We start from the raw sequence: 25,143 nt of genomic DNA on the forward strand, positions 1-25,143 counted from the left end.
GCATCAGATTCGATCGATGCGCTGACTGATATCGAAAGCGATCACCGAATGGGTGAGCGCCCCGATGGAAATGAAATCCACGCCGGTTGCGGCGATCTCGGCGATATTCGCAAAGCCGACGTTGCCCGACGCCTCGAGCTTGGCGCGCCCGGCCACCTGCGCCACGGCCGCGCGCATGGTCTCGGGCGCCATGTTGTCGAGCATGATCATATCGACACCGGCGGCCAGCGCTTCATCGACTTCTTCGAGGTTGGTGGTTTCCACCTCGATGCCAACATAGGGCGCATGTGCCCGCACCGCCGCCACCGCAGCGGCGATGCCACCGGCCGCCACGATGTGGTTGTCCTTGATCATGGCCAGATCATATAGACCAGCGCGATGATTCACGCCGCCGCCGGTCGCTACCGCTTTTTTATCCAGATCGCGCAGGCCCGGCGCGGTCTTACGGGTATCCAGAATACGCGCCGGATGGTCTGCGATCGCTTCGACATAAGCCCGGGTTGCGGTAGCAATGCCCGACATGCGCTGGGCGATGTTCAACGCGGTCCGTTCGCCGGTCAGGACCGCCTGCCCGGCGCCTTCGAACAGCACCAGTTCGTCGCCAGCCACCACGGTGTCGCCGTCCGAGACTTCGGGCTGCCAGTCAAGCGCCGGGTCCAGACGGGCGAACACTGCGCGGGCCTCGGCCAGCCCGGCGACCACGCCGTCCGATTTGGCCACCCAGCGCGCCGCCACCCGCGCATCCGCGGCCAGGATCGCCTCGGTGGTGACGTCGCCGGTCTGGACGTCTTCTAGCAACCAGCGATCGATACGGGCCAGTGTATCGGCCTGATCCAGAATCATGACGGGTTCGCTCATGGCAGTACAGAAGTTCGCGCCGGCCGGTCATGGCGACCAGCGGCGTCGTGATCGGTCAGCACATCGCGGCGTTGGTGCACGCCGATGCTCTGCCCGCGCGCCAGCGCCGCCGCCGCGATCCGGCCGGCCAGCCGGTGGATATGCCGGTCGCAGAGCGCGAAGTATTCATGCTCGCCGGACGGGCGCCAGGCCGGCGGCGTCGACTCGATAGTCGCCAGTGCGGCCTCAAGGCCGGCCCGATCGCGTTCGATGCCGACCTGTCGGGTCATCAGCGCGCCCAGCCGGCGCCGTCGGGCCGCCAACGTCGACGCTCGCGTGGCATCCACGCGCAATGCCGACGCCGGTCCGACCGGCGTCCCGGGACAACGCTGTACGGCTCGCGCATGGGCCACGGCACGAGCCGCAAACACCAGACATTCCAACAGCGAGTTGCTGGCCAACCGGTTGGCGCCATGTACGCCGGTCGCCGCGGCCTCGCCAGCGGCATACAGGCCAGGCACGTTCGTCGCACCGTGAATATCGGTCGCCACACCGCCGACACAATAATGCGCAGCCGGGGCGACCGGCACTGGTTCGCGCCGGGCGTCGATGCCGCGGGCTGCGATCGCATCCATGATGAAACCGAACTCGACCCGCAGCCGATCCGGGTCCAGATGACGCAGATCCAGCCCGACCCAGGGCGCGTCCTGGCCGGCGATCTCGGCAACGATAGCGCTGGCAACGGCATCGCGCGGGGCCAGCTCGGCGCCCGGCGCATTGGCCAGGAAACGTTCCCCGGCCGCGTTGACCAATGTCGCGCCGGCCCCACGCAGGGCCTCGCTGATCAGGAAAGTGCCGCCCCGCCGATCGTAGAAGGCAGTGGGATGGAACTGCACGAATTCCAGGTCGGCCAGGCGTGCCCCGGCGGCTTCGGCCAGACCGAGACCGGATCCTGCCGCCCCCGGCGGATTGGTGGTGCGCTCGAACAAGCCCGAATAGCCGCCGGTGGCCAACAGGGTCGCTCCTGCCCGAATGGTCTGATTCTCGCCGCGGTCGCGGCGATAGACCGTGGCCCCGATGCAGCCGCCGTCGGTGTCGAGCCGCAGTTCATGGGCATGGCCATGCTCGACCACGGTCACCGCGTCGCAGGCCGCGATCTGGGCGATCAGAAAATCGACCAGCGCCTTGCCCGTCTGTACGCCGAGCGCGTGCAGAATCCGGGCATGGCCATGGCCGCCTTCGAGCCCGCGCCGCAGAGCGCCGTTCGCATCGCGATCGAACGGCATGCCGGCTGTGATCAAGGTTTCGACCGCAGCCGCGCCTTCGCGAACCAGCACCTCGACGGCCTCGCGATCGCATAGCCCACGGCCGGCCGTCAGGGTGTCGTCGATATGCGCAGCGAACGTATCGTCGTCGGTCGTGACCGCGGCAATGCCGCCTTGAGCCCAGTAGCTGCTGCCCGAGGCCAATGCGCCGTCGGTCACCAGCACCACGCGGCCGTGGGCGGCAGCCTGCCAGGCCGCATACAGTCCAGCGGCACCGCTGCCGAGTACCAGAAAATCGCTATCGAGGCTGTCCCGTTCCACGCTCGCTGTCTCCGAGCCCGATAAGGGCCCGTCCCTTGTGATGACACATGAATGCCGCGGTTGCTGGTCCGCGGTGGCCATGCGGGCGACCGATCGAAGTCGATATCGCCAATGCCGAACCCTGGCCCGAGCCGTGTCCGGTTGCCTGCCGCGTTGTGCGCGACCCAATGGCCGCAGAAAGACAAACGCTTAAACCGACAACATACCTCATTGCGCACGCAATGTTCAGTACTTGTCCGGATCGCAGACTGCATCGACGCCGTCGACGGGATCGCGCAGACTGTCGGGCCGTCGCCGTCGGCGACGAGTTGCTGCTCGATCATCGTTTGCCCATGTCGCTGTCCCGCCGTGCCCGCCTGTCTCGTATCGAAGCTGCCCGCCTCGGCCGGCTGGCGCTGCCGATTCTCGGCGCCCAGCTCGCCCAGATCGGCATGGGCACGGTCGACATAGCCATGGCCGGCCATGTCGATGCGACCACGCTGGCAGCCGTGTCAGTCGGCTCGAGCGTCTGGCTACCGCTGGTCGTGTTCATGATCGGTACGCTGATGGGGCTGACCCCGATCGTGGCTCAGCACGTCGGCGCCCGCGCCTTCGATCGGATTCGCCCGGCGGTCCATCAGGCGTTGTGGGTCGCACTGGTGCTCGGCGTACTCAGCGCGCTGGCGATCGTGGCGGCTGGGCCTGCGATCTTTCAACTGATGGCCGTTCCCGAGGCGATCGCGGCCCAGGCCACGATCTATCTGAATGCTGTCGCTCTCGGCCTACCGGCAATCGCGATCTACGAGACCCTGCGGTTTTATTCCGACGGGCTCGGCCATACCCGGGCATCGTTGATCTTTGCGCTGTTCGGGTTGGCCGTGAATACCGTCGCCGACGGCCTGCTGATGTTCGGCGGACCAGGGCTCACGGCACTGTTCGGCCCTGGCCTGCCGCCGACACTGGCTGCGCTGCCGGCCCTGGGCGCGCTCGGCTGTGGCCTGGCCACGGCGATCTCGATGGGGCTGATGGCCGCCGCGCTGTTCGTCTATACACGCCGGGCCCGGGTCTATGCTGACGCACGCACCGGGTCTGCCTGGTCGTTGCCGTCGCCGGGGCTGATCCGCGAACAACTGCGCATCGGCGTGCCGATCGGCGTATCGGTATTTGCCGAGGTGTCGCTATTCACTGCCATCGCGTTGTTTCTGGCCGGCTACGGCGAAGTCGTCATCTCGGCACATACCGTCGCTCTCAATTTCGGCTCGGTATTGTTCATGCTGCCGCTGTCGCTGGGCATGGCACTGACCGTGCGCATTGGCCAGGCCCGCGGTCGCGGCAAGTACCGCCATGCCCGGTTCGTAGCCTGGAATGGCGTAGCCTGCGCGCTGGGCGTGGCGGTCCTGATCGATCTGATCCTGATCTTCGGCGGGCCCTATGCCGTTGAAATCTACACCGGCGCCCCGGCGGTCCAGCAGCTCGCCGTGCAATTACTGCTGGTGGCCGCGATCTACCAGTTCTCGGATGCCGCCCAGGTCTCGATCGCTGGCGCCCTGCGTGGCTATAAGGACACCCGCATCATCATGGCGGTGACCGTATTCGCCTACTGGGTGGTGGGTCTGGGCAGCGGCTACTGGCTGGGCGAAGGCTGGGCCGGCGTATTCGCCGGGCTGGGGGTTTATGGCTACTGGATCGGCTTGATTGCCGGCCTGAGTGTGGCCGCCGTACTGCTGGGCGCGCGCCTGCGCTGGACGACCCGGCCCGGGCGGCCGAACTCGATCGGCGCCTGAGCGACGAGCGTACAGCGGCGCCTGTGCGCTGGTAGATTAGGCGCATTCCGCGTGTTTGATCTGCCCATGTCCGCTGGTTCACCGCTCGATCTGCTGTCTCTGTCGCTACGCCCGTTGACCGCCGCTCTGGCCAGTCTTGCCTTGGCTATTGGGCTTGCTGGCTGTACCTCGGCGCCCCCCAATACGGTCGGTGTCAGCCCTGGCGCGCCCTCGGCTCAGACCGCTGCCGCAGCCGCCCATCCCCGCGACTGGGTCGGGCGCTGGCACGGGCCAGGGGCCGCTGCGTTGCAGATCATGCCAGCGACCGACAGCCCAGGTTACACACTCACCATCCGCAGCGCGGCCGGCATCACCAGCCACTACCACGCCACCACGGTCGACGACCGGCTGATCTTCGAACGCGGCGGCCAAACCCTGGCCATCCGTTCCGGTCGCGGCGCAGAAACCGACAGCTCGGCGCTGACCGCGCAGAGCGATTGTCTGATCGTGGTACCAGGACGCCAGGGCTATTGCCGACACGGCAACACTGCCGATGCCCTACCCCTGGCCCATGGCGCATTCGTCGCGGTCAAAACCGACTGCAACGCTGCCAGCCCGTCCGATACCCTGTATTTCGACGGCCAGGCGCTGTCCCGCCCGGGCCAGAATGCCTGCCAAGCCGCCGTGGTCGGCCAGCAAGGTGTGATGTTTCATCTGCACGACAGCTGTGCTGCGGACAACACCCTACAAGGCGCCAACGAGACCGTCAGCGTACCGGATCGTCATCACTTGGCCGTGCGCTCCCAGACCCGGCCGACGAAGCTTTATCGCTACTGCGCCACCGGGCTGCTGCCGCCGTCTCTGCAGCCGACGGCGGCCCCTAGGTCGTATTGAGGCTTCGCCCGGGTTTCGCGTTGCCGCCCCAAATCGTGGCTGGCCCGGCGCGGGCCGCCGGTTCTGGGCCTGCTGCAATCACCGCGCTTAACAGGGCCCAACGCGATTTGGGGCACAACCCTTCGTAACAGCGGGCGCTGGCCCGCAGTCCAACGTTGCCGCTGACTCACGTCGCGACGCCTCGGCTTGTCGCCCGACAGCCTATGGTGCGGACTCGCAGGACACCTCAACACGCTCGGGTCAGAACGCATAATCCAGACGCGCATAAACCGTGCGCCCGACGGCACCGGCATAGCGCGAGTCGTAGCCGGCGTTGCCGACCTCGGTCTGGATCGAGAACGGCGGATCGCGATCGAGAATATTTTTCGATCCCACGGTCAGTCGGATGCCGTCCTCGAAACGATAGGAGCCCAGCGCATCCCAAGTGACATAGGCGTTGACGTGGCGGTGCACGACCGTATCCGGGCTCGGCTGGTAGTCATGATAGCCGGTCTGGAAATGATTAATCACGCTGGCGGCCCAGGCCCCCTTGTGCCAGCCGAGGGTGACCTTGTGCTTCCAGCGAAAGATCACCCCGTTGGCATAGTTGTCGACATTGTCGATGTAGTCCGCGCCCGGCGCCTGTTGTGAATCGTATTTGTTGATGTAGGTGCCTTTGATATCGAGCGTGTAGGTTCCGGTATCGGTGGGCAGGCCGAAATGCAGCTGTACGTCTTCGCCGTTGGTTTCGGTCTTGCCGAGATTGGCCTGGACGTTCTGGTAATAGTCGATGGCACCATCATCGTTGCGCACGAAACGATCGGCGTACGCATCGTAGTGGTTGAAGATATAGGTCGGTGAGGCCTGAGAGATCTGCTGGGTCAGCTCCACGGCCCAGAAATCGACGCTCAACGACACGTACTTCACCGGCTGCAGCACGAACCCTGCGCTCCAGCTCTTGGATTTTTCCGGCGCAAGATCCGGGTTGCCCCCGCTCTGCTGGTCGAACTGCTGGCTGCAATCACGCCCGCGTACGCCGCCAGCTGCCGGATTGCCGCCCGGGCAGAGCACCGGATCATCGAGCTGGGTCGGCGTCGCCCCGATCACCTGCGGCCGATACAGGTCGTACAGTGTTGGGGCATGGAAGCCCTCGCTATAGGACGCCCGCAGTACCAGCGCATGCCAGGGCTGGTAGCGTAGCGACACCTTGGGATTGACGGTATCGCCCACGTCTTCGTAGTTGTCGTAGCGGGCCGCCGCATCGAGTTCTAGATTCTTCAGAATCGGCACGTTGAGCTCGCCATACACGCCTTCGACGTTACGCGAGGCATCGACACGCGCTTCGGAATACTCCTGGGCCGGCGCCGCCCGGGCGATATCGCCATCGACGTTGAGCTTGAGCGTCTCATGACGATACTGGGCACCCAGCGCTAATGCCGAGGCCCCAGCCCCGAACCAGTCGCCCAGTTGATGGCTGAGTTTGCCATCCCAGGTATAGACCTGGCCCTTATCGGTTTCGACCCGCCCGACGGTTTCCGCATCGTTGAGCGCCGCCCGGGCCTGGTCCGAGAGCGGGTCGGTCGAAAACGGGTTCAACAGGCCTGCGTTGAAGGCCCGCTCGAGGGCGTCGTTATCGGTATTGCCGCCGTCCAGATCGACATCGGTCTGGGACTGGTTGAACGATAGCGCGCTGTCGTAGTGGAAGCCGCCGAAATGGCCGCGGAAATCCATCACCGCGCGCATGTAGTCGTTTTTATTCAGTGTAATACGCGGCCCGAGCGGCACCGCCCGATAGCGCACGCTCACCGGCTGGCTGGCATCCAGCCCGACGTTGTCGGGCACCACCCCGTTGCCCGGATAGAACCGCGTACCCGGCTGGATTTCGGGATAGTTGGACGACGGCGCGGGGGCCGCCTGGGCGCGGCTGTTGGTATGCGACCACAGATAAGACAACGAGACTTGATGATTCGGCGTGATCTGCCAGGCGCCACGGCCGAAAAAAGAACTCTTCTTGGTTTTTTGCTGCACCTGGGTGCCATAGGGCGTGAAATTGAAATAGCAGTAGCTGGAGCCATCCCCCGGCACCAGTCCCGGGCCGCTACAGCCATCGGCCGCCGCCGGATTACCTACTCGGGCCCCTTGATAGTAGTTGGCCGGATAAGGAAACGACGACACGAAGTTGATGCGATCGTCGAGCGGCTTGACGAAACCCCGGTCGTTGGTCGAAATCGCGTCCTGTTCTTGATGGCTGAGCACGGCCATCACATTCCAGCCGTCTTTTTTTAGGTTGCCCTTGCCAAAGCTGGCACTCAGATCAGAGCTGTTGCCACCGCCGTCGCGAGTCGGCAGCTGATACTGGGCATGCAGGCTGCCGCCATCGAGATCTTTCTTGGTAATGAAATTAATCACGCCACCGATGGCATCTGTGCCATAGATAGCCGAGGCCCCATCGCGCAGAATTTCTACACGATCGATGGCCGCGAACGGGATCGTATTCAAATCGACCGCGCCGCCGTTAAAGGCATTGTTGCCAAGCCGGCGACCATTCAACAAGACCAGCGTTTTGCTCGGGCCCAAACCACGCAGATTGGCATAGGCCGCGCCCCCCTGGCTGGCCGCCGGCGTATTGCCGGTACTGGCGCCGATTCCGTTGCTGGTGCTGTTGTCGGTCAGCTCCTGCAGCAGTTGGGCGGTCGAGGTGATGCCCTGCTCTTGCAACGCGTCGGCATCCAGAGTCGTGACCGGTAGCGCGGTCGCGGCATCGGTGCGTGCAATGGCGGTGCCGGTAACCGCGATATCCCCGAGCTGGGTCGCGGGCGCGGCACTGGCATCGACCGGGGCGGCAGCCGCTGTCGCTTCAGCCGCAGCTGCCGAGCTCGAGGCCGGCGCAGGCGCCGCAGCAGCGGCTGGCGCGGCGGGCGATGCATCGTCGGTGCGGGCATTCACGGCTGCTGCCGGCGCAGCGGGCGGGTCGTTTGCCGTCTGTGCCGCCAGGGCTGCTGTAGAACACAACATCAGCCCGGCGGCGACATAGGCTGGTGCCGCAGCGGTAGCGCGTGTGTTCCGATATCTAACGATGGTCGTGCCGATCGGCGCAGGCCAGCGCCCACCGGCCGTGGTCGCAAAAATCCCCATGTTTTCCCCCAATGGCCGGTATTCAGGCCAGGGCGAGCCGTAACCTGTGTGCTACCGGCTGATTCAAGCCGCTAACAAGCAGCACGTCGACATCGCACCCAAGCGAGCGATGTCTGCATGAACCACGCAACAGCCGCACCAAAGCTGCCGTCGGGGGAATTGTCTCTAGATGAGCGGTAGCTGAGCCTCGATCGCCGGTCGCTGGGCTTCGTACTGGGGCGGCAGCTTGAGCTGGCCCCCCAGGGTTTCGACCGGCTCGTCCACGGTGAAACCCGGGCCATCGGTGGCGATCTCGAACAAGGCCCCGCCGGGCTCGCGAAAATACACCGATTCGAAATACTGGCGATCGATCACCGGCGTCGGCGATAGCCCCAGGCTCTGGGCGCGTTCGCGCAGTACCGTTTGGTGTTCGACATCGCGGGCCCGAAAAGCGACGTGATGAATCGAGCCGGCGCCCTGACGATGTACTGGCGCTTCAGGCGCGCCCAGCACATCGACCACGGCGCCGACCCCGGCCCCACCCTCGGCCTGCAAACGTCGACTCGGTCCTTCCTCGGCCACGTCTTCAAAGCCGAAGACTTCGCGCAGCACCCGTACCGTCGGTGCCGGATCCGCGACCCGGATCGTGGTACCGAAAAAATTGCGCAGCGCATGTTGGGCCGGCACATCACCGCCAGCCGAACCATTGATCGCGGCTGCCCAGTCGGTTTCGACCAGGGCCAGCGACAGTCCGTGTGGGTCGGAAAACGACAGCCGCGGCGTGCCGAAACGAGCGCCGCGCTCGATCGCAACACCGGCGTCGTTACCCAGCCGCTCGGCCCAGTAATCGAGACTGCCCGGCGCGACTGCCCAGACCAGATCGGCCGGCTCACCGCGGCCGGGGCGCCCTGCTGCGGCCTGTACGAACGGAAAAAAAGTCAGCGCACTGCCGGGTGTGCCGTACTGATCGCCGTAGTACAGATGATAGGTGCCGGGATCGTCGAAATTAACGGTTTTCTTGACCAACCGTAGGCCCAGCGTATCGACATAGAAATCGCGATTCGCACGCGGGTGGCCGCAGATCGCGGTGACATGGTGCAGGCCCGGGCTTGCATCGGACATAGTAAGCACTCGGCGATGATGATGGGCCCAGCATACGCCTCAAGCCCCGCCAAGCGGCAGCCTAAGCGGGGCGAGTTTTCTACCCCATCAGCGCCAAGGACTCGGCAGCACGTCGCGCTGCTGCATTGCTCGCTGCTCGTGCCCCGCCATGGGGACTGGCGCCGTGCCGTACGGGCTTTAACGGTACGAGCGCGAAGGCATGGGCAACAGCGGTCTGGTTATAATCCGGCCGCGGCTGGCCGATCATGGCTTGCGGCTTCGATGGCACACAACCTCGCACGCTTTTTGCTTTTGGCGAGCGGGACTTTGCCGCACTGGCCAAACGGGGGATTTCAGCATGGTTCGAGTCGGAACACGCATCGGGTTAGCACTCGGTCTGATGGGGCTGGCGACTACGCCAGTTTTCGCCGCGGACCACAGCCCCGACGCTAGCCAGGCGCCCGCGGGCAATCAAGGCTATTATCGCGACCCGAGCCTGTCGGGCAATCAACTCGCATTCGTCGCCGAGGGCGATATTTGGCTGAGTCGTATCAAGCATCCGACCCCGCACCGGCTGACCAGCACGCCCGGTGCCGAAACCAGTCCGTTCATCTCGCCGGACGGCAAGCAAGTGGCCTTCGTCTCCGATCGCGATGGGCCCAGCGAGGTCTATGTCATGCCGGCCGCCGGCGGCCTACCCAAACGCGTGACCTTCGAACAGGCCAAGCTGCGCCTACGCGGCTGGCTGGCCAACGGACGGCTGCTATATGCCACCACCGGCAGCGTCGGGCCGTCCAGCCAATGGCAGCTGCGCACCGTCGATCCGAAGACCGGCCAGTCACGGCCGATTCCACTACAGGACGCGCTGGCCGGGGCCTTGACCGATGACGGACAAACCCTGTTGTTCACCCGCTTCGGCCTGGGCTTGACCGGCGACAACGCCCGTATCTATCGCGGCGGCGCGATGGGCCAGCTCTGGCGCTATGCTATGAACGGCGATCATGAGGCCCAGCGCCTGCCAACCGAAGGCTCGGTCAGCGCGCCGATGGTTTGGCAACAACGGGTGTATTTCGTCTCCGATGCCAACGGCCATCCGAATATCTGGTCGACCCAGTTCGATGGCAGCGATCGCCGCCAGCTGACCCACTACCGGAATTTTACGCCGCGCTCGCCGATGCTCGATCAGGGCCGCATCGTCTATCAGCTTGGCGCTGACATCGATTGGCTGGATCTGGCCAGCGGTCAGACCCATGAGCTCGATCTAGCGCTACCTTCGGATTTCCGACATCGCCAACGGCGTTGGATCGACGATCCAATGAGCGATCTCGATACGGTGCATCTATCCGGCGACGGTCGACGCGCGGTCCTGACCGCGCGCGGCCACGTCGCGACCATTGGCACCAATGCGGCGCGCATTGTCGGCATCAGCCCGGCTCGGACGCCCCGCCTACGGGCTGCGGTCACCGGCCCCAAAGGCCGCTGGCTGTATGCCATCAGCGATGCCACCGGCGGGCAAGAAATCTGGCGTTTTGCTGCCGACGGCAGCGGTCACGGCCAAGCCCTGACCCACAACGGTCGAGGCATACGCTGGAGCCTGCACCCGTCGCCAGATGGGCGCTACTTGGCGCATGACGACGATCACGGCAACATCTGGCTGCTCGATCTGAAATCCGGCGACAATCACAAGATCCTGTCGCAGGGCACCGGCGGCACGGCCGCGGATTTCATCCGCTGGTCGCCCAACGGCCAATATCTGGCTGTCGCCTGGCGGCGCCGCGGCGATGCCCGCGAACGCATCGATCTCTACGGCATTCGCGAACAACGCCACCAAACCGTGACCAGCGATCGCTATCGCAGCTTCGCACCGGCATTTTCGGCCGACGGCCGTTGGCTGTATTTTCTCTCCGATCGCGACTTCGCCCCTACCCCGGGCTCGCCCTGGGGCGATCGCAATCTGGGGCCAGCGTTCCAGGATCGCAGCCAGATCTATGCCCTGGCACTCACCCAACAAGCCGATTTCGGCTTCGCCCCGCCAACCGAACTGAACCCGCTCGAACACGATGGCGCCGATCCATCATCGTCGGATGACGATCCGTCTAAGCCGTCGAACAGCGACCAGACCGAGCCACCGCCGCGCGTGAGCTGGCCGCGACTGGCCGACCGGCTCTGGCCAGTGCCGATCGCCGCCGGCGACTATCGCGATCTCGGCATAACCGCCAAGCGGCTGTATGTCCTCGCGGCCACTCCGCCCAAACCGGCACAGCTGCACAAGGGCCAGGCCGATACGCAGCTGCTGTCGATCGCGATCCAGCGCATCGATCCCAAGGCCAAGACCTATGCCGACAACGTCGCCGGCTTCGAGCTCGGCGCCCACGGCCAACGGCTGCTGCTGCAGCGCGGTCGCGACGGCCACGATCTGCTGATCGTCGATGCTTCGGCCACGCTGGATGACGATCTGTCGGGCCACCAGGTCCGCAGCGGCGACTGGGGCTTCGAGATCCAGCCGGCCGCCGAATGGCGCGAGCTGTTCAACGATGCCTGGCTGTTGCACAAGGCCGCATTCTTCGACCCGAACATGCGCGGCGCCGACTGGCCGGCGGTCAAAAAACGCTATGGTGCCCTCGTCAATCGCGTAGCCGATCGCCGCGATCTCAACGACGTACTGGCCCAGATGAAGGACCAGCTCTCGGCCATGCATTCCCAAGTCCGTGGCGGCGACGTCGAACAGGCCGAACCGTCAGTCAAAGGCGCATCGCTGGGCGCCGATCTAGAACAGACCAAGCACGGCATCCGGATCGGCCATATCTATCGCAGCGATCGCGACCTGCCAAGTCAGGCGGGGCCGCTAGCCAAGCCCGGCGTAGATGCCCGGTCGGGCGATGTGATCGTGGCCGTCAACGGCCAGCGCATCGAGCGGCTGGCCGGCCTGTATCGCGGCCTGCGCAACGAAGTCGACCATCAGGTACTGCTCACGATCCAGCGCGATGGCCACACCCACAAGACCGTCGTCGAGCCGGTCGGACTGAAGCAGGATGCGCATCTGCGCTATCGCGACTGGGCGATCGGCAATCGCGAGAAAGTGGCCAAGGCCAGCCACGGCCGCATCGGCTACCTGCATCTATATGCCATGGTCGGCGACGACATCGCCCAGTTCGTACGCGATTTCAAGGCCCAGTACCGCAAACAAGGGCTGATCATCGACGTCCGCCGCAACCGCGGCGGCAATATCGATAGCTGGGTTTTGGACCAGCTCATGCGCCGACCGTGGATGTTCTGGAAATCCCCCGGTGCCGATGCCCAACGCAATATGCAGCAGGCTACCCGGGCGCATATCGTGGTGCTCACCGATGCCCTGACCTATTCCGACGGCGAGACGTTTTCGGCCGGCATCAAGGCACTCGGCATCGCACCGCTGATCGGAACGCGCACCGCCGGGGCCGGCGTGTGGCTATCCGACAGCCATACCCTGGCCGACGGCGGCCATGCCCGAATCGCCGAGTTCCCGCAGTTCGGAATCGACGGCCGCTGGCTGGTCGAAGGGCGCGGCATCAGCCCCGATATCCAAGTGGTCAACACGCCGCATGCCAGCTTTAAAGGCCAAGACGCCCAGCTGACGCGCGCGCTCGACTATCTACAGACCGCGCTGAAAAAAGCCCCGGTCAAGCCGCTCAAAGCCCAGAAGATTCCAGCGCTGGACGCCGACCAGCCCATGGCTCGGCCGGTGCAACCGCTCGATCATCCGGTCCGCGACTAGAACCGGGCACCAGGAGACTGACAGGGCCGGCGGCCTTAGCCGCCGCCGGCCGAATGCGAGGCTTGCATGTCGTCTTCTTCGGCGACTTCGTCGCGCGGCTGCTCATGCGGCGTCGGATCGGCGAGTTCGGCGGCCGGGCGGTTGAATACGCCGTCGATCCGGTTCAGACCGTCGAGCGCCGCGGTGCGATAGGCCTCGGCCATGGTCGGATAGTTGAAGGTGGTGTTCACGAAGTAGTCGATCGTGTTGCCAACGCCTTCCTGGCTCATGATCGCCTGGCCGATATGCACGATCTCGGAGGCCTGGTCGCCGAAGCAGTGGATGCCGAGAATTTCGTGGCTGATCGGGTCGAACAACAGCTTGAGCATGCCCACCGTATCGCCAGTAATCTGGGCTCGGGCGGTTTCCTGAAATAGGGCCTGGCCGACTTCGTAGGGCCGGCGGGCCTCAGTCAGTTCGCGCTCGGTCGGGCCGAGCGAGCTGATTTCGGGAATGGTATAGATCCCGGTCGGCACATCGTCGACATAGCGAAAACCGGGGGTATCGATAGCATCCGCGCTGGCCGCCCGGCCCTGACCGTAGGCTGCACTGGCCAAACTGGGGATGCCGATCGCATCGCCCACGGCATGAATATGGCCGATCTGGGTGCGATAGCGCTCGTCGACCGCGATCTGGCCCCGCTGGTTGGGCTTAATGCCGAGCGCTTCCAACCCCATGTTGTCGGTATTGCCGGTACGGCCGTTGGCCCACAACAGGGCATCCGCGCGCACCTTCTTGCCGGATTTGAGCACCAGGGTCACGCCATCGTCGTCGGCGATGATCCGGTCGTATTCTTCGTTGTGTCGGATCAGTACGCCATAGGTCAGACGCAGGTGGTAGGACAGGGCATCGCTGATCTCATCGTCGAGAAATTCCAGCAGCCGCTCGCGGCTGTTGATCAACTGCACCCGCACCCCGATGCCAGAAAAGATCGAGGCATATTCGCTGCCGATCACGCCAGCGCCATAGATGATCATCGAACGCGGCGTGAAACCGGGGTCGAGAATGGTATCGGAATTGAAGATCCGCGGATGCGTGAAATCCACATCCGGCGGCTCATAGGGCCGCGACCCGGTCGCGATTATGGCCTGATCGAAAATGATGGTGTCGCGCTGACCGTGGGCATGGGCCACCGATAGCCGATGCTCGTCTTCGAAATAGGCATGGCCACCGATCACATCGATGCCGTTACGGGCATAGAAGCTGGAACGCATCTGTACCTGCTGGCCGACGACCCGATGCAGGCGTTCGAGCAGCCAGGACAGCGGTGCTTCCGGGGTGCGCAGGTCGTACAGCATGCGTGAGGACTGCACCGACAGCAGCTGCTTAACCGCTTCGCGCAAGGCCTTGGAGGGGATCGTGCCGCGATGGGTACAGTTGCCGCCCACATCGGCGACCCGCTCGACCACGGCCACCGACCGTCCATGCTTAGCGGCATTCAGGGCCGCGCTCTCGCCGGAGGGCCCGGTCCCGATGACCACCACTTCGTAGCGTTTTTCTGCCATCACTCGCTCGCTTTGCCAACGCAAAGATCGGAATTGTCGCATGTTGCGTGCCGAGTCGCCGCGGCCGGCGCCGATCTGTCGGGTTCGCGCCCCGGCAGGGCCAGCCCGGCCCTTGAGACGTCGCGCAGACAGCCGCAGCGACCGGTCCCGCCAATGACAGATCGACGAGCGCCCGCCGGCCCACCGCTACCGATCGGCTCGTGCAGTCATGGCGCATGAAGAAGCGATCGGTCGTCATCTGCTTGCTAGCAGCCCTCCTGTAGCGCCTACCGGCAACCCGTCGCACCCAACCGCCACGCCGCCAAGTACTGCGGCGTTTTATGCGAATATCGCTTTAAAGCGTCCACCCATCGCCTCCGACCAGGCGCGAGTCGATGGCTGTCGGCATGCCACGCACTTGCCTTACAACACTGTAGGGCGGCCCCATCGGAAAACACGGACGCCCAACGATTCACGGCACGACGGCAATCCGGCGTTGCCGTTTCCTTACGTAGAACGCATCCGGCCCGCTCGCCATACCGGGTCTGGCCGTACAACGGCGCCAGCCCCGGACGCACATGAAACAACCGCCGCCTCTTAAGGCGTGTTGAGGTGTCGTCCGAGCGCCACCTTGCCGCTTCAAATCGTAGGGGCGAGGCGCAAGCCGCTCTATCGTGACCTGCCCGATCACGGCTCGTCAGGCGGGCCGACGCGATTTGGGCACAACCTTCGAGCCGAGGGGGGTTAGGCCGCAATCCTGCGTTACCGCTCACGGACGTCGCACTCGCGGCGCCTCGGCTTGCAGCCCAACAGTCCTGGGCGCGGACTCGCACGAAAGCCTAATACGCCCTAGGCTAAGCCCATCGTTTGACTGCATCTGTCGCTACGATGAGCAAGAATCCGAACCCCGACGGCAAGGGCGCCTCGCCGGTGCTGGCTACCTTGCACGAAGCCCGCCGCGGACTGGCCAGCGTTGCGCCCAAGCATATCGAGCAGGTTACCGCCGAGCTGTTCACCTCGTTGTTCGTGCTCGAGTCGGAATTCCGCTTCAAGCCGGTATCCGGCAAACCCTACTATCTCTACGAACAGCCGGAACGCTTCTGGTTGGGCATCACGCCGCCGTCGATGATGAGCGCCGATGTCGGCGGCCGGTTCGTCGGCGTCTGCGAACTGCAATCCGATCTGACTTGGACCCTGGAGCTGGACGATGCCGTAGCCGAAGATGAAGATTTCATGGCCTGGCTGGCGGCCAAGCGGGCGGCCTTCGAACGCCGGCTCGGCGAGGCCGAAACCGTGGACGATATTCTGCCGGTCTACGAAGCCCGGCTCTCGTTCTATCGTCGGGCTTCGGCTTTTGGTGTGGCCCATTCGCTGGGCCGCTCGATGACGGCCTCGGGCATTAGCGGGTTATCCTATGACGAGGCGCGTGGCCTGCTGACCGACCGGACGAGCCGCGAGCCCAACGACTGAGCGGGATTTGCACGGCCCTTGCTTATATCGCGTCCATGCCTTTTCCATCTTTCAGGTAACACCATGTCCGACTTCCGATTTCGCCGCGCCGGCCGATCGATCTGGCCTGCCCTGGCCCTGGGGGCGCTATCTTGTCTTGCGGCACCGGCGGCTCTGGCTCTGCAGATCACCACCGATTGGCATGAAGAGCAATACGACGATCCCCAGGGCCAGCTCGCCACGCCGGTGATCGCGGCCGCCGTACGCAATAACGATCACATCTATGAGCTGCATCTGATCTGTGGTCGGGACCAGTACAACGGCGCTACGCCCGAGGCCCGCCGCGACGGACCGGTGCTCGAGCTGGCGATCTCGACTTTCACCGACGACGAACAAGAGACCGCGATCGATACCCAGGCCATCGAGGGACGCCCCGGGCAGGGTATCGATATCGGCCTGCAGGTCGGCGACATGTCTCGCGTGACCCGTACCTTTCGTGCCGAACAGGCCCCGAACGTGATCTCAACCGCGTTCAGCGCAGATGCCAAGCTGGGCAACGACGGTAATGGGCCCAAAGCCGGCCCACAGTTCGTCAGTGCGGCCGGCGACGGCCAGGGCATCACGATCTACAAAGCGCTGGGCCACGAATCGGTGACCCTGCCGTTTTCTCGCGATAACGAGCCGGTCGCACGTTTTCTCGGTGCCTGCCCGGTAACGGCCGGCGGCTAGCACGCCGCCGACCGGAACCATCCGCCGGCTACTGGGTGGCTAACGACCGCAGGCGCTGCGCAGCGCTGCGGCCGTGGCCGACCAGCCCAGGCATGCATCGGTGATCGATACCCCATAGGCCATCGCCGGGCCGGCCTGCTGCTTGCCAGCCTCGAGATGGCTTTCGATCATCACCCCGGCGATCGTCGACTCGCCGGCCCGACGACGCGCTGCCAACTCGGCCAGAACCTCGGGCTGGCGATCAGCCTGCTTGCCGCTGTTGGCATGGCTGCAGTCTACGATCACCCGTGATGTACGCCCGATCGCCTCCAGTGCCTGGCCGGCCCGGGCGACATGGGTGGCATCGAAGTTCGGGCCGCTGCGGCCGCCGCGCAGAATCAGATGTGCATCCGGATTGCCGGGGGTGGCGATAACCGCTGGCGCGCCGTGGCGATCGCTGCCGAAGTAATGCTGCGGCTGGGTCGCGGCCTCGATGGCATCGATCGCGGTGCCGATCTCGCCTTCGGTACCGTTTTTGAAGCCTACCGGCAGATCCAGGCCGCTCATGCGCTCACGATGGGTCTGGGATTCGGTCGTCCGGGCGCCGATCGCGGCCCAGGACAGCACATCGCCCAGGTAGTCGGCAGTCATCGGCGTGAGCACTTCGGTGGCGATCGGCAGCCCCAAGCGGGCCAGATCGATCATCAGCTGGCGCGCAGCTCGCAGCCCGCTGGCCGTATCGTTGCGCCCATCCAGATCGGGGTCGTGCAACAGCCCTTTCCAGCCGACCGTGCTGCGCGGCTTTTCGACATAGGCACGCATCACGATCAAGGCGTCATCGGCCAATTCCTCGGCAAGCGCGGCCAGATGGCGACCGTAGTCAAGCGCAGCAGCGCTGTCATGCAAAGAACACGGCCCGGCGATCACCAGCAGTCGATCGTCGCGCCCGGCCAGAATATCGCGGATTGCAGCACGCTGATGGGCAACCCGGGCCGCCAGCAACGGTTCGAGAGGCAGTTCGTCGACCAGCGCCGCCGGCGTGGGCAGGGGGCGGCTGAGTGCCGCATCGGTTTCGGATAGATTAGGCGCAGTGGCGTGTTGCCGGGACATGATCGGCTCCTTGTTGCAGCGCGACGCACAATGCGTCGTCGGCGGTGGCTGGTGTGGCAGCAAGAACGGCAAAATGCCGATAGGCCGTGTCCCGATAAAACGAAAACATGTTGAACATCGTCTGGTCCTTCGCGTTGTGGCCGCGGTACGCGGCGCAAAAAAAAACCCCGGCGGGGAGACCAGCCGGGGGTTTTACAACGCTTGGCCAGGCTCCCGAATCCGGGCGCCTGTCCGTATCGGTTCAGGCGCCAGTGCGGCTAAACCAATACCCATAAAACGACGGCGAATGCGATCGCGCACAGCCGCATACCGACGCTTCGGCGACAGCGAGCAGCGATTGATTGGTGGCGAGCGCATTCATTACGCGCTTACGGTAGGCACGGCGCTATAAAAAATCAATAGCCGTGACGCCGAATATACGCCGGGCGATCACAGCCTGCCTGGTGCGCCGGCGGGTACCCCATGGCCGCCCGGCCCGTGGCCATATCGAAGCCTCGCCGCCGGCAACCCGGCTCGCATCGTTGGCTGCGGTCCTGTTAGCGACCGCGCACCAACGCCCGAATCAGCCTGCGCCCGGGGTGGACGGCATCGACCAGATCCGCTGCCAGTGGCCGCGGCTCATCACAGATCGAACTGGCCAGCAGTTCGGCGGCCAACGGCGCACTGACCATGCCCTGGGCACCGTGGGCAGTGGACACCCATAGCCCCGGACGCATCGCGCCGGGCAGCTCGGCCACCCGGTTCGCATCCAGCGCCAACTCGGCATAGTCGCGGCGCCAGGCATCACGATCCGGCACCGGCCCAACACAGGGCAACCGATCCGGGCTCACGCAGCGCCAACCCACCCGGGAGGCGCTCGGCCGTTCGGCCAACGTGGCCCCGAGTTCCGGCAACGTCTCGGCGAGCATGGCGAGATTATCGCGATCTTCTTGCGGGCGCGGCTGGTCGTGGCTTGCCTCGGGCCGAAAACTGGCGCCGACCGCCAGCTGATCACCGAGTGGCGGCGCCACATAGCCCCGCCCGCACACCACCGCGCGTGGCGTCTGGCGGCCCATGGCGTGGCGGGTATCGAACAGGCTCACCTGGCCACGTACCGCCTCGAAATGGCCTAAATCATCGCTTAAAGCCGAGGCCGCCGAACCGCAGGCCAGTACGACCTGGTCGGCATGGCCTAGCGCACCGTCGGCCGTTTCGAGCCGCCAGCCGTGGGCCTGCGGTTCGAGCGCAGTCACAGCGGTTTGATACAGGCTGGCCCCGGCGTTCTCAAGCAACGCCTGGCACAACGCGTCAGGGCGTACCCAGCCGGCCTGCGGGTAATACAATGCACCGCGGACCGCCGATGACAGCGTGGCACCGGCGCGTTCGGCGGCGGTGTCGGCATCGAGCGGCTGTAGCAGTTCGGTCGGCAAGGCCAGACGCTCGACACAGCGGCTCTGGCGGGTCGCCTCCTTGGCGTTCAAGGCCAGCTGCAACAGCCCGCAGTCGGACCACAGCAACCGCCCCGGATCGACGCGCGCCAGCCAGGCGAGCGTGTAGTCCAGGGCCGAGAGATAGAACCGGGTCCGCGGATCGGCCGCGGCCGAGGGCCGCACATAGAGCGCCGCCTGGCTATTGCCGGACGCGCCGCCAGCCACGCCCTGGGGATCGAACACCTGAACCCGACATCCCCGTCGTGCCAGGGCCTCGGCCGTGGCTGCGCCGGCGATCCCGGCGCCGACCACCGCGATATGTCGTGCCGGTCCGGGGCACGGCGGCGTGAACCAGGGCCGATGTACACGACGTGGATCGACACTAGGCTGGTCGGCGCTTGGCCTTCGTCCGACCAGCATGTCGCGTTTGCGACCGAAACCTGGACGCTTGGCACAGTCGAACCCGGCAGCATCCAGCCCACGGCGCACAGCGCCGGCACAGCTGTAGGTCGCAAAGGTGGCCCCGGGCCGGCTGGCCGCAGCGACCGCTTCGAAGACTGCCGGCTGCCACATCCGAGGATTGCGCGCCGGCGCGAAACCATCCAGAAACCAAGCATCGGCGCGCCCATCGAAACACGCAAGGCCAGCCAGTACGTCATCGAAAATCAGATCTACGGTAACGCGGTCATCCAAACGGCGTCGATGCACCCCGCGTACCGGCGCCGGCCAGACGTCGCACAACCGCTTGGCATAGTCTGTCCAGGCCGGCCAGGCGGCCCAAATGCGTTCGACATCATCACGCCTCAGCGGATGCTTTTCGATCGAGACCAGATGCAAGCGCGTACCCGGCGGCGCGACCTGAATAAAACGATGCCAGGCCAACAGCAGATTGCGCCCCGTACCCAGGCCGGTCTCGGCGACCACGAAGGCACGCTGATCCGGCCAATCGGCCCAGCGCCGATCCAGATCATTGCCGGCAATAAAGACGTGGGCCGACTCGGCCAAACCGTCGTCGGACGAGAAATAGACATCGTCGTAGTCGCTCGCATGCGGGGTGCGAGCGCTGGCGAAGCCGATTTGGGCCGGCGGCAAGCCAAGGGCATCAGGCGTGTTATCGGACTCGTTAGGGGACATACGCAAACGAATGGTTAATTTGTGTTCAAGCCCGATCCGAAGACCCTGCGCATGGCCAGTCTCAGCCGTCGGCGCCGCAGCATGCACAGGTTTATCCACAGGCACTGTGTGTAAATCGGATGACTGGCTACGGTTGGCTCGGAAGTCCCGACGGCCCGATGCCATGGCCGAGATCGGTCTTGCAGCCGACCCCGGCATGAGCGCCTCAGCATACAGATCCCGTCATGACAAGGATTGACAGCACTCGGCCTGCTACCTGCCGAAATACCAGACCGCCCACCGATTCTGGTTATTTTTTGTTCATAGCGTGCGTATACCTTGGTACACGGGCGGTTTCGAATGTTACATCGAATTATTGAACAGCCTTATCCACAGGCGATGTGAAAAACCGCACAGCCCGCGAATGTCGGTTCCGCGCGCCGGGCATACATCGGATCTGCGATCATGAACCCATGAACCGATCGCACGAATCCCACTCGGCCTGGGCCCGTTGGCTCTATCGCGGGCTGGCCGGATTGTTCATCGCCCTCGGCGCTATCGGCGTGATACTACCGTTGGTGCCGACGACGCCGTTTCTGATCGTCGCTGCCTGGGCGGCGGGCAAGTCCTCGCCCGCCCTGCGCCGTCGACTGCGGGCCCATCCTCGTTACGGGCCTGCGCTGGTGCGCTGGCAAGATCACGGCGCTGTCTCGCGACGCGCCAAAATACTCGCGATTACCCTGATGGGTGCCAGCTGGGTGATGCTGTGGTTCACAGTCGGTCGGCCGTGGCTGATCGCGATGGTCGGCCTGTTCATGGCCGGGCTGGCCAGTTATCTGGCGAGCCGACCGGAAACCGCCGCCTAGAAAGCGAGATCATCGTGGCTGCGACTCCGGTCCGCAGCCGGGCTATTTCACGGGCATTCGGTGCCCGCGCGCTGGCGCCTGGATGCTCGCTGTCCATCGGCTGGCTAACGAAAGATCGCGCGCCCGGCCGGCTCGCTCGGCCCGAGGCGCTCTGTGGCGCTGTATGGCCCGGCCGCTACCGGGTTCGCAGCGCGAATGACAGCGCCGGCTCGCAGCGGCCTGCTCTAGCCAAGGGCTTCTGCTTCGAGCATGTTGGCCAGCAAGGTTTCATACAGCACATCGCCATCGAGGGCGCGCGGATCGAAATCCGAATCCTGGCTGATATGAGAAAACCGCGCCTGTTGATCCGTGCCGCCGCCGATATACGCCATCGACCAGTTGCCGAAACCGCGTTCGGCCCGGGTATCGAAGCTCAGAACCGTGACATCTCGATGGCGTTCGTCGCACTGGATGCGCTCGAAGGTCTCCTGAATCGCGGCGTGCGGGCCTTCGAGCACCTGGGCAAAGCAGCGTTCGTCGAACATCAGCGCACCGGTCACGCCGATCGTTTCGTTATTGTGCCGCGAGCGCTCGAGAATGCCGTCGATTTCACGCGCTACATCTTCATCCGGCGCCATGATGTCGCTGCGGCTGAAATACACTAGTCGATAAAGCGCTTCGCTCATAAAAATTTACTCCGTGGTCATCGAGATTCGGTACTTGGCCGGGTCGAACGACTGCAGATAGTCGGCCACGGCCGCGGCCGGCATCGGCCGTGCGATGTAATAGCCCTGGACACTGTTGCAGCCACTTTCACTGATCGCGGCATACTGGCCGGGTGTTTCCACGCCTTCGGCGATGGTGGCCATGTCCATGCTCGCGCCCATCGCCAGAATCGCCGAAATCAACGCCTGGGAGCGCGGCGACTGTTCGGCCTGGATGAACGATTTGTCGATCTTGATCTTGGAAAACGGAAAACTGTTGAGATAACTCAGCGAGGCATAGCCGGTACCGAAATCGTCCATGGCGATCGATACGCCCATCTCGTGTAGTGCCCATAGCCGGCCCATCACACCTTCGGTCTGGCTGAGCAGCGTGCCTTCGGTGATTTCCAACTCCAGGCGCAACGGCGACAGGCCGCTGGCCTGGAGCGCATCGGTGACGGTGGCAACGATTTCGTCGCTTTCGAACTGAATGGGCGAGACATTGACCGCCACGTTCAACGACGTATCGGCCCAGGTCATCGCTTCACGACAGGCCGAACGGATCACCCAGGCCCCGATCGCTGCGATTTCGCCGATCTCTTCGGCCACCGGGATGAAGGTCGCCGGCGATACCCGGCCGCGCCCCGGATGCACCCAGCGCAATAGTGCTTCGAAGCCGGACAGACAGCCGCTGCTGGTCGAGGCCTGGGGCTGATACACCAGCTCGAACTGGCGCAGCCCGAGCGCCCGACGCAGATCTACCTCAAGTTGCCGACGGGCCATGGCCTGTTCTTCCAGGCTCGGTTCGAAGAAAAAGTACCGGGAGCGACCGCGATGCTTGGCTTCATAAAGCGCCAGATCGGCATGCTTGAGCAGATCGGCGGGTCGGGCTGTTCCCTGGCCCAGCATGGCCACGCCGACGCTGGCCGACACGTCGACCTGCTGGCCATCGATGAGAAACGGACGCGCCATGACCGAAGTCAGGCGCTGAGCGAGGCCACGGGCGCCATCCGGCTGGCGCGATGAGGTCTGCAGGATCGCGAATTCGTCGCCGCCCAACCGGATCAGCCGGTCGTCCTCGCGCGTCAGCCGGCGCAGCCGGTTGGCCATCAGCTGCAGTAGTTCATCGCCGACGATGTGTCCCAGCGTATCGTTGACCTGCTTGAAGCGATCCAGATCCAGAACCAGAACTGCTGCCGGGCCGGCCTCGTTCGGCTGCTCGGCGAGCCGATTGATACAGCGATCGAACATCAATCGGTTGCCGAAACCGGTCAAAGGATCGAGCTGCTCGGCCAGCTCGTCGTCTTCGCCCTCCGGCCGCGGCCAATCGCGGCTGACAGCGACCAATCGTGTGTTGTCGCGACAATGGCCGATATAGAGCGTCACGCAACCGATCGAGGCAGCTTGCACGGTGATCGCGGAGGCTTGATGATCGAGCAGAAGCCGCTCGATATCTCGGATAATCGACGGCTCGAAACGCGCCCCAAACAGATGGATCGCCAAACGACCGACAATCTGCGTTTCCTCCGCGAGCTCCAGCAGCTCAATGAAGGCTGGGTTGGCATGCAGGATGACGTTACCCGCATCGAGTACGACCAACCCGGTAGCGAGTTCATCCCAGAGTTGTGTTGCAGCCATAAGCCTCAGTGCCGGCGCATCGTTGGCTTCGAATATCGCCCGATCCGAATCGTGCTTTAGCTTTTTGGCGCCACGATTTATACCTAAGTATTTATACGCAAAGATATCGTTGGCTTGTCCGACGGCGTCCAGAAGTCGGCATCGGTTCGCTCGTCATTCCCGGCCACACCAGCCCCGGGCGGGCCTGGACCGGCGTTCGAGCCATCGGCTTTGGCTCGGGCATTACATGAATACCGCAATAACGCCGATAATCGTGCAATTCTGTGCGCTTATCCGGGTTTTCAGAAATCCGGAGCGGTTATATGCTAACGCCAAGTTTTGATCATAGTTGCGGGGACCGATGCGGCGAGTTCTTCTTGTGATGATGCTGATCTGCATGGCTGCGCTATCAGCCGCCTGCCAATCGGATCAGTCTTTTTCGTCCTCGTCGCCCGAGATTTCGCCCTGCAACCGGCTGCGCGATTTCGATCTGCCGGCCCAGCGCTTCGACGAAACCGCCCAGGCACTGGCCCACGCCAGCAGCTGCTTCATCAAGGCCGATCTGGCCGACATCGGCTCGACCCAGGTGCCCGCAGTCTCTGGCCATCTGTCGATCGCAGCTGCCCTGTCGCGGATCCTGGCCCCGACCGATCTACAGGTCATGCAGCACGGCGATACGCTGATCGTGCACTGACTCCTTAGTTTCAGCGCACCGGTTGCGCGGCGCCCACGGCGTGCTAATCGATGGTCTCGCGGGCGATGCGCACGATACGCTCGCGCAGCCAACGGTGCGCCGGATCGTGATGATCGAGCGCGCCCCAGGCGATACCGATCTGGAAATCCGCCAGTGCTACCGGCGGATCGAGCACCGCCAGACCGAGATGACGGGCCTGATAGCGCGCAATCCGGGCCGGCAAGGTCGCGATCATGTCGGTTTTGGCGACCAGTTCGCGCGGCAGCTGATAGTGCCGGGTCAAAATACTGATCTCGCGTGTCAAACCGCGATCGGCCAAGGCTTCATCGAGCCGGCTCAAGCCGATACCGGTCTGGGTGATCAGAATATGCCGCTGGGCCAAGAAAGCCTCGAGCGTCAACTCGCCGCCGGCCGTTATCAACGCCGGATGATCCTGCCGGATCAGGCAGGCCAGTCGATCGCGCCATAGCCGTTGATGATGGAAATTGGCCGGCAGCTGGCCGAACTGGTTGACCAGGAAGTCGGCTTCGCCGCGCTCGATCTGGTCGATGGCATCACTCGAGGCCGACAGAATATTGAGCGCGATATGTGGCGCCTCGGTCTCGAGGATTGCCACCACATTGGGCATCAGCACCGAGGCCGCATAGTCGGTGATCAGAATCGTGAACAGCCGCTCTGCGGTCGCGGGCTCGAAGGCCCGATTGGGCGCGATCGCTGCTTCCATCTGCGCCAAGGCATTGCGCACCGGACGCTGCAGCTGCTCGGCACGAGCCGTGGGCTGCATGCCGCCGGCGGTACGCACCAAAATCGGGTCGCCGAGCAGCTTGCGCAGCCGCTTGAGCGCATTGCTCATCGCCGGCTGGGTGATATTCATCGCCCGTGCGGCCTTGGTCACGCTGCGCTCGCGCAGCAGGGCGTCGAGCATGACCAGCAGATTCAGGTCCACGTCACGAATATTCATAGG

Annotated in this window: 16 protein-coding genes and 1 pseudogene; 7 read left to right on the forward strand and 10 right to left on the reverse strand. The window is 64.4% G+C overall.

All coding sequences use genetic code 11. The annotated features are described in order from the left end of the window. Positions 1 to 3: 3 nt before the first annotated feature. The gene (nadC, locus tag V5738_RS15380; RefSeq protein WP_423821694.1) at positions 4 to 858 is read right to left on the reverse strand and encodes a carboxylating nicotinate-nucleotide diphosphorylase; all 855 of its coding nucleotides are present in this window, start codon (positions 856 to 858) and stop codon (positions 4 to 6) included. After that, a complete protein-coding gene (gene nadB / locus V5738_RS15385) occupies positions 855 to 2,423 on the reverse strand; it encodes an L-aspartate oxidase (RefSeq protein WP_423821695.1) in 1,569 nt (522 codons plus the stop codon). The genes nadC and nadB overlap by 4 nt, the downstream gene beginning before the upstream one ends. Positions 2,424 to 2,755: 332 nt before the next feature. Here nadB and V5738_RS15390 point away from each other — a divergent pair, with 332 nt between their 5' ends. Next, positions 2,756 to 4,186: an MATE family efflux transporter gene (locus tag V5738_RS15390; protein WP_423821696.1), complete on the forward strand. Its 1,431-nt coding sequence runs from the start codon at positions 2,756 to 2,758 to the stop codon at positions 4,184 to 4,186. Positions 4,187 to 4,252: 66 nt separating this feature from the next. After that, a complete protein-coding gene (locus tag V5738_RS15395; protein WP_423821697.1) occupies positions 4,253 to 5,059 on the forward strand; it encodes a hypothetical protein in 807 nt (268 codons plus the stop codon). Between the two features lie 240 nt (positions 5,060 to 5,299). Here the strand turns inward: V5738_RS15395 and V5738_RS15400 are convergent, their stop codons facing one another. Both V5738_RS15400 and V5738_RS15405 read right to left on the reverse strand, forming a co-directional pair. Beyond that, positions 5,300 to 8,173: a TonB-dependent receptor plug domain-containing protein gene (locus V5738_RS15400; protein ID WP_423821698.1), complete on the reverse strand. Its 2,874-nt coding sequence runs from the start codon at positions 8,171 to 8,173 to the stop codon at positions 5,300 to 5,302. 165 nt (positions 8,174 to 8,338) lie between these two features. Next, a complete protein-coding gene (locus V5738_RS15405) occupies positions 8,339 to 9,274 on the reverse strand; it encodes a ring-cleaving dioxygenase (protein WP_423821699.1) in 936 nt (311 codons plus the stop codon). Between the two features lie 337 nt (positions 9,275 to 9,611). Between V5738_RS15405 and V5738_RS15410 the strand changes: the two genes are divergently transcribed. Then, positions 9,612 to 13,007 carry a S41 family peptidase gene (locus tag V5738_RS15410; protein ID WP_423821700.1) on the forward strand — a complete coding sequence of 1,132 codons (3,396 nt, stop codon included), beginning with the start codon at positions 9,612 to 9,614 and terminating at the stop codon, positions 13,005 to 13,007. A gap of 155 nt (positions 13,008 to 13,162) precedes the next feature. Here the strand turns inward: V5738_RS15410 and sthA are convergent. After that, a pseudogene (sthA, locus tag V5738_RS15415) lies at positions 13,163 to 14,551 on the reverse strand (Si-specific NAD(P)(+) transhydrogenase); the annotation flags it as partial. An 867-nt stretch (positions 14,552 to 15,418) separates the two neighbouring features. On the opposite strand from sthA, the gene V5738_RS15420 reads away from it, so the two are divergent. Further along, a complete protein-coding gene (locus tag V5738_RS15420) occupies positions 15,419 to 16,000 on the forward strand; it encodes a DUF2452 domain-containing protein (protein WP_423821701.1) in 582 nt (193 codons plus the stop codon). A gap of 63 nt (positions 16,001 to 16,063) precedes the next feature. Continuing rightward, positions 16,064 to 16,708, forward strand: coding sequence for a hypothetical protein (locus tag V5738_RS15425; protein WP_423821702.1), 645 nt, complete (start codon positions 16,064 to 16,066; stop codon positions 16,706 to 16,708). 39 nt (positions 16,709 to 16,747) lie between these two features. Here the strand turns inward: V5738_RS15425 and V5738_RS15430 are convergent, their stop codons facing one another. Next, positions 16,748 to 17,797, reverse strand: a complete 1,050-nt coding sequence (locus V5738_RS15430; RefSeq protein ID WP_423821703.1) for a 3-deoxy-7-phosphoheptulonate synthase — start codon at positions 17,795 to 17,797, stop codon at positions 16,748 to 16,750. A 536-nt stretch (positions 17,798 to 18,333) separates the two neighbouring features. After that, a complete protein-coding gene (mnmC, locus tag V5738_RS15435) occupies positions 18,334 to 20,340 on the reverse strand; it encodes a bifunctional tRNA (5-methylaminomethyl-2-thiouridine)(34)-methyltransferase MnmD/FAD-dependent 5-carboxymethylaminomethyl-2-thiouridine(34) oxidoreductase MnmC (RefSeq protein ID WP_423821704.1) in 2,007 nt (668 codons plus the stop codon). A gap of 452 nt (positions 20,341 to 20,792) precedes the next feature. Between mnmC and V5738_RS15440 the strand changes: the two genes are divergently transcribed. After that, complete coding sequence (locus V5738_RS15440) at positions 20,793 to 21,185, forward strand: YbaN family protein (RefSeq protein WP_423821705.1); 393 nt, start codon at positions 20,793 to 20,795, stop codon at positions 21,183 to 21,185. A gap of 224 nt (positions 21,186 to 21,409) precedes the next feature. Here V5738_RS15440 and V5738_RS15445 read toward each other — a convergent pair whose 3' ends face one another. Together V5738_RS15445 and V5738_RS15450 are read right to left on the reverse strand one after the other, a co-directional pair. Beyond that, positions 21,410 to 21,850 carry a BLUF domain-containing protein gene (locus tag V5738_RS15445; protein ID WP_423821706.1) on the reverse strand — a complete coding sequence of 147 codons (441 nt, stop codon included), beginning with the start codon at positions 21,848 to 21,850 and terminating at the stop codon, positions 21,410 to 21,412. Between the two features lie 6 nt (positions 21,851 to 21,856). Further along, on the reverse strand, positions 21,857 to 23,506 hold the full coding sequence (locus V5738_RS15450) for a putative bifunctional diguanylate cyclase/phosphodiesterase (protein WP_423821707.1): 1,650 nt from the start codon (positions 23,504 to 23,506) through the stop codon (positions 21,857 to 21,859). Between the two features lie 376 nt (positions 23,507 to 23,882). Between V5738_RS15450 and V5738_RS15455 the strand changes: the two genes are divergently transcribed. Beyond that, a complete protein-coding gene (locus tag V5738_RS15455) occupies positions 23,883 to 24,179 on the forward strand; it encodes an STN domain-containing protein (protein WP_423821708.1) in 297 nt (98 codons plus the stop codon). Between the two features lie 43 nt (positions 24,180 to 24,222). Here the strand turns inward: V5738_RS15455 and V5738_RS15460 are convergent, their stop codons facing one another. Then, complete coding sequence (locus V5738_RS15460) at positions 24,223 to 25,140, reverse strand: LysR family transcriptional regulator (RefSeq protein WP_423821709.1); 918 nt, start codon at positions 25,138 to 25,140, stop codon at positions 24,223 to 24,225. Positions 25,141 to 25,143 lie beyond the last annotated feature (3 nt).

Source organism: Salinisphaera sp. SPP-AMP-43, assembly GCF_049568105.1.
Classification (GTDB): Bacteria; Pseudomonadota; Gammaproteobacteria; order Nevskiales; family Salinisphaeraceae; genus Salinisphaera.